The sequence below is a fragment of the Methylovulum miyakonense HT12 genome, from assembly GCF_000384075.1.
GTDB lineage: Bacteria > Pseudomonadota > Gammaproteobacteria > Methylococcales > Methylomonadaceae > Methylovulum > Methylovulum miyakonense.
The window spans coordinates 4279906-4285305 of the sequence record NZ_KB913025.1 but is presented as its reverse complement, the minus strand read 5'-3'; the positions used below and the strand labels follow the sequence as shown (position 1 = coordinate 4285305).

General features: G+C 57.8%; 2 protein-coding genes. Both read left to right on the top strand.

Annotated features, from left to right (window positions below; genetic code table 11):
* A partial coding sequence (locus tag METMI_RS24910) for a phosphopantetheine-binding protein (protein WP_040572810.1) occupies positions 1-419 on the top strand: 419 nt, incomplete at its 5' end.
* The coding region (locus tag METMI_RS24905) for a non-ribosomal peptide synthetase (protein WP_019868269.1) at positions 416-5400 on the top strand (4985 nt) is incomplete at its 3' end. The genes METMI_RS24910 and METMI_RS24905, both read left to right, overlap by 4 nt.

Here is a 5400-nt window from a genome sequence, read left to right as displayed (position 1 = left end):
TCACCCTGGAACGCTTCCCGCTCACCGCCAACGGCAAGCTCGACCGCCAGGCGCTGCCCGAACCCGACGGCGGCAGCACCGCCAAGCGGGTTTACCAAGCCCCGCAAGGCGCCACCGAAACCGCCATCGCCCGCATCTGGCAGGAGCTGCTGCACATCGCCCAGGTCGGGCGCCATGACCAGTTCTTTGAATTGGGCGGGCATTCGTTGTTGGTTATCACGTTTATAGAACGCCTACAACAACAGGGGTATTGGGTCAGCGTCCGTACTGTTTTTACCCATCCCGTTTTAGCGGATATGGCTGAATTTATCGACAGCGGGCAAGAATCGGCAATGGCGATCACCATCCCGCCAAACGTGATCCCTGATTATTTTGAGCAAAGCACGGGCAATAGCAACATTGAGGAATTTCGGATATGAATTTGCAAACATTATGGGAATACGTCCAGGAAAAGGGCATTCAATTAACAGAAAAGGACGGTGAATTAGTCATTCATGCACCTCAAGGTACGATGAATGCCGAATTACTGGCACAGCTTAAAGCACACAAACCGCAATTACTGCTAGCCCTGCAATCAGGCCGTTTTGCCGGAACATTATCCCAATCAAGTCAGCAGCTAGCGTCAGTGAATAAAATCACACCTGATATGTTGCCGTTAGTGTCGCTGAGCCAAGATGAAATTGACCTAATCGTTGGCAACATGACTGGGGGGCTAGCAAATATCCAGGACATATACCCCTTAGCCCCTTTGCAAGAAGGCATTTTTTTCCATCATCTGCTTGATGATAAGCAGGGCGACACCTATTTGCTCCGTTCGGTCATCCGTTTTTCTGAACGTAATAGTTTGGATGAATTTTTATGTGGCTTGCAAAAAGTCATAGACCGTCACGACATACTGCGTACCTCCATCCATTGGCTAGGCTTGCCGCAACCTGTGCAAGTCGTGCATAGGGTGGCAAAATTAACCGTCGAGGAATTGGTGTTTACTTCATCAAATGACGCGTTAGGGCAATTGCTTGACTATACCGATCCGCGCCATATCACTTTAGATGTGCAATCGGCGCCTCTAATAAAGGCAGTTATCGCCGTTGATCAATCATCTGGTGCTTGGTTGTTGTCTTTGCTTAATCATCATCTGGTATGCGACCACATGACGCTAGATGGCATTGTTGCCGAAATCCGGCAAATGAGTGCAGGGCAGGGGGATAAACTACCGCCACCCGTGCCTTATCGGAATTTTATTGCCCAAGCTTTAGCGGTTCCAACGGCTGAACATGAAGCCTATTTCAAAACCCAGTTGCAGGATATTGATGCGCCTACCGCGCCGTTTGACATATTGGACACGCAAGTCAATAGCGGGCAAATCACTGAAGCGACTTTAGTTCTGGCTGACGGTTTGGCGCAAGCTATACGCCAAAGTGCCCAACTACACGGCGTGGCTACCGCCGTTTTGTTTCATGTCGCTTGGGCGCAGGTATTGGCACGCCTTACCAATCGTGAAGAGGTGGTGTTTGGTACGGTTTTGTTGGGGCGCTTGCAAGGTGTTGACGGAGCCGGACAGGTTTTAGGTTTGCTGATCAATACCTTACCCATCCGTATTTCCCTGTCCCATCGCAGTGTGCAAGAAGTGGTCAAAACCACTTACCGGCAGTTGGGTGAATTGCTTAAGCATGAACAAGCCCCGTTAAGTTTGGCGCAACGGTGTAGCCAAGTTGCACCACCGTTGCCTTTATTCACGACTTTATTCAATTATCGGCATAACCCCCAGCAGGCTAAACACCCTGACGCTTTGAATGGCCTGTGTGTGTATCAAAGTGAAGAGCGCACCAATTATCCCATTGCCATTTCCGTGAATGATTTGGGCCAAGGGTTTAGCCTGACTGCGCAATGTATAGATGCCGTGGATCCTGCACGCATTATCAGCTATCTCAATCATGCCATGACCGAATTAACCGATGCGTTGGCGAAAGCGCCTGATTATCCGATGAGTGGTCTGGACATGCTCCCAGAAAGCGAGCGGCGACAACTGCTGTATAGTTTCAACGCCACCGCCAGTGATTACCCGCAAAACTGTTGTATCCAGCAATTGTTTGAACAACAAGTGCAGCAAACGCCTGATGCACCCGCTTTAGTGTATCAAGACCAAGTTCTTAGTTATTCGCAATTGAATGGCTACGCCAATCAAGCCGCCCATCGTTTGTTAAATTTAGGTATACGTCCAGATGATCGGGTCGCGATTTGTATGGAACGTAGTTTGGAAATGATCGTGGCCTTATTAGGTATCCTCAAAGCGGGCGGGGCTTATGTGCCTTTAGAACCTGGCTATCCAAAAGAACGGCTGGCTTACATGCTCGCCGACAGCAAGCCCATTGCCGTTTTCACACAACAGGAAGGGCAAGGGAATTTACCCACTCAAGCTGAATTGGAACTGCCGATACTGTTTATTGACCTTTTGGGAGGACAAAGCCAAGGAATGCCTGGACAGTATCCAAATCCATCGCTAATTAGCCTAAATAGCCAACAGTTGGCTTACATCATTTATACCTCAGGTTCTACCGGATATCCGAAGGGGGTGATGGTTGAACAGGGTTCTGTCATCAATTTATGGACAGGTTTGGAAAATACCGCTTTCCGTGATTTTCCCAAAAACAGCCGGATGGGTTTGAATGCGGCGTTGGTATTTGATGCTTCCGTACAAGCGATAGTGCAATTGCTTTCAGGGCGTTGCGTAGTGATTATCCCTGGGGAAATTCGTGCGGATATTCCGGCTTTTTTAGCATTTATTGAAAAAGAAAAAATCAATGCCTTGGATTGTACGCCTAGCCAATTGGAGCTGATGCTTTCTGCAGGGCTTTTGGATAAGACAAACCATTGTTTAGAAAAAGTGTTGGTGGGTGGGGAAGCGATTGGCAATGCAACTTGGTGCTTGTTGAAAAACGCAACGGCGATAGATTTTTATAATGTCTATGGGCCTACGGAGTGTACGGTTGATGCGACGATTGCCCATGTGAATACCGCAGGGGACAAGCCACAGATTGGTTCTCCACTTGCCAATACCCAGTGTTATATTTTAGATGCTTATTTGCGGCCCGTGCCCATTGGCGTCACTGGCGAAATCTACATTGGCGGCGCAGGCGCGGCGCGGGGTTACCTGAACCGCCCCGGACTCACCGCCGGGCGCTTCATCCCCAACCCCTTCCGGCAAGCGGGCGACGGCCAACCGCCGCGCCTGTACCAGACCGGCGACCTCGGCCGCTGGCTGCCCGACGGCACCATTGATTACCTTGGCCGCAACGACTTCCAAGTCAAGCTCCGGGGCTTCCGCATCGAGCTCGGCGAAATCGAGGCGCAACTGCGCCGCTGTCCCGGCGTGCGCGAGGCCGCCGTCCTCGCCCGTGACGACACCCGTGATGACCGGACGGGCAACCTGCGCCTGGTCGCCTACCTCGTCCCCGACCCCGGCCACGCCCCCGACCCGGCGGACTTGCGCGCCCGGCTCGCCGCGCAGCTGGCCGACCACATGCTGCCCGCCGCCTACGTCACCTTGGAACGCTTCCCGCTCACCGCCAACGGCAAGCTCGACCGCCAGGCGCTGCCCGAACCCGACGCGGGAAGCACCGCCAGCCGCGCCTACCAGGCCCCGCAAGGCGCCACCGAAACCGCCATCGCCCAGATCTGGCAGGAACTGCTGCACATCGCCCAGGTCGGGCGCCATGACCATTTCTTTGAACTCGGCGGGCATTCCCTGCTTGCCGTGCAGTTCGTGGCGCGGCTGCGCCAAGCCCTCGGCATTGAACTGCCGTTGCGCACCCTGTTCGACCACCCCGTGCTCGCGGCGCTCGCCGAGGCCGCCGCCCCCGCCGCCCGCAGCGCCTTGCCGCCCGTCACGCCCTGTGACCGTAGCCAGCCCATCCCCCTGTCCTGGGCGCAACAACGGCTCTGGTTCATCGCCCGCCTCGACCCCGCCGCCAGCCAGGCCTACCACATCGCCCTGGGGCTGCGCCTTCAAGGCGAGCTCGACCGCACCGCCCTCCAGGCCGCCCTCGACCGCCTCGTCGCCCGCCATGAAGCCCTGCGCACCACCTTCCTGGCCGACGGTGGCGAACCCCGGCAACACATCGCCCCCGCCGCCAGCGGCTTCCAACTGGCCACCCACGACTTGGCGACGCCCGCCCCAGCCGACCAGGCCGCCGCCATCGCCCGGCATACCCGTGCCGAAGCCGATGCGCCGTTTGACCTCGAGAACGGCCCGCTGATCCGCGGGCGCCTGCTGCGCCTGGGCGAACGTGAGCATCTCCTGCTCGTCACCCAACACCATATCATCGCCGACGGCTGGTCGCTCGGCCGCCTCACCGCCGAATTCGCCGCCCTCTACCGCGCCTTCAGCCAAGGCCAGCCCGACCCCCTGCCGCCGCTCGCCTTACAATACCCCGACTACGCCGTCTGGCAACGGCACTGGCTGCAAGGCGGCGTGCTGGACAGCCAGCTCCATTACTGGCGCAGCCAACTCGACGGCAGCCCCGGCCTGCTCGAGATGCCCACCGACCGCCCCCGTCCCGCCCAGCAAAGCCATCGGGGCGGTAGCGTCGCGTTCAGTTTGCCCGCAGCCCTCAGCGACAGCCTCCGGCACTACAGCCACCGCCACGGCGCGACCCTATTCATGACCCTGCTCACCGCCTGGGCCATCCTCCTGTCCCGACTCGGCGGGCAAACCGACCTCGTCATCGGCACCCCCGTCGCCAACCGCCCCCACGCCGACCTCGAAGCCCTCATCGGCCTGTTCGTCAACACCCTGCCACTCCGCGTCCGCCTCGACGGCGACCCCAGCGGCGCCGCGCTGCTCGCCCAAGTCAAAGCCACCACCCTGGATGCCTACAGCCACCCAGACCTGCCCTTCGGGCAACTGGTCGAAGCCCTCAATCCGCCACGCCGCCTGTCCCACAACCCCGTTGTCCAAGTCCTGCTCAGCCTCGACAACACCCCGCGCCAAGACCCCGACTTGCCCGGCCTCAGCCTCAGCGTCCTAGACGGCGGCAACCCCACCAGCCAGTTCGACCTCAGCCTGTCCTTCACCGACCCCGGCGACACCCTGTCCGGGCATCTCCACTACGCCAGCGACCTCTACGACCCGGCCACCATCGCCCGCTTCATCGGCCACTACCAAACCCTGCTGCACAACCTGACCGAAGGCGACAGCCGCCCCGTTAGCCAACTGGGCCTCCTCACCGACTACGAACGCCAGCAACTATTGCAAGGCGGCAACGCCAGCCCCGCCAGCTACCCCGCGCAACCGTGCCTGCACCAACGCTTCGAAGCCCACGCGGCAAGCGCCCCCAACGCCATCGCCCTGAGCTACCAAGGGCAAACCTTAAGCTACGGCGGACTCAACCGACTAGCCAA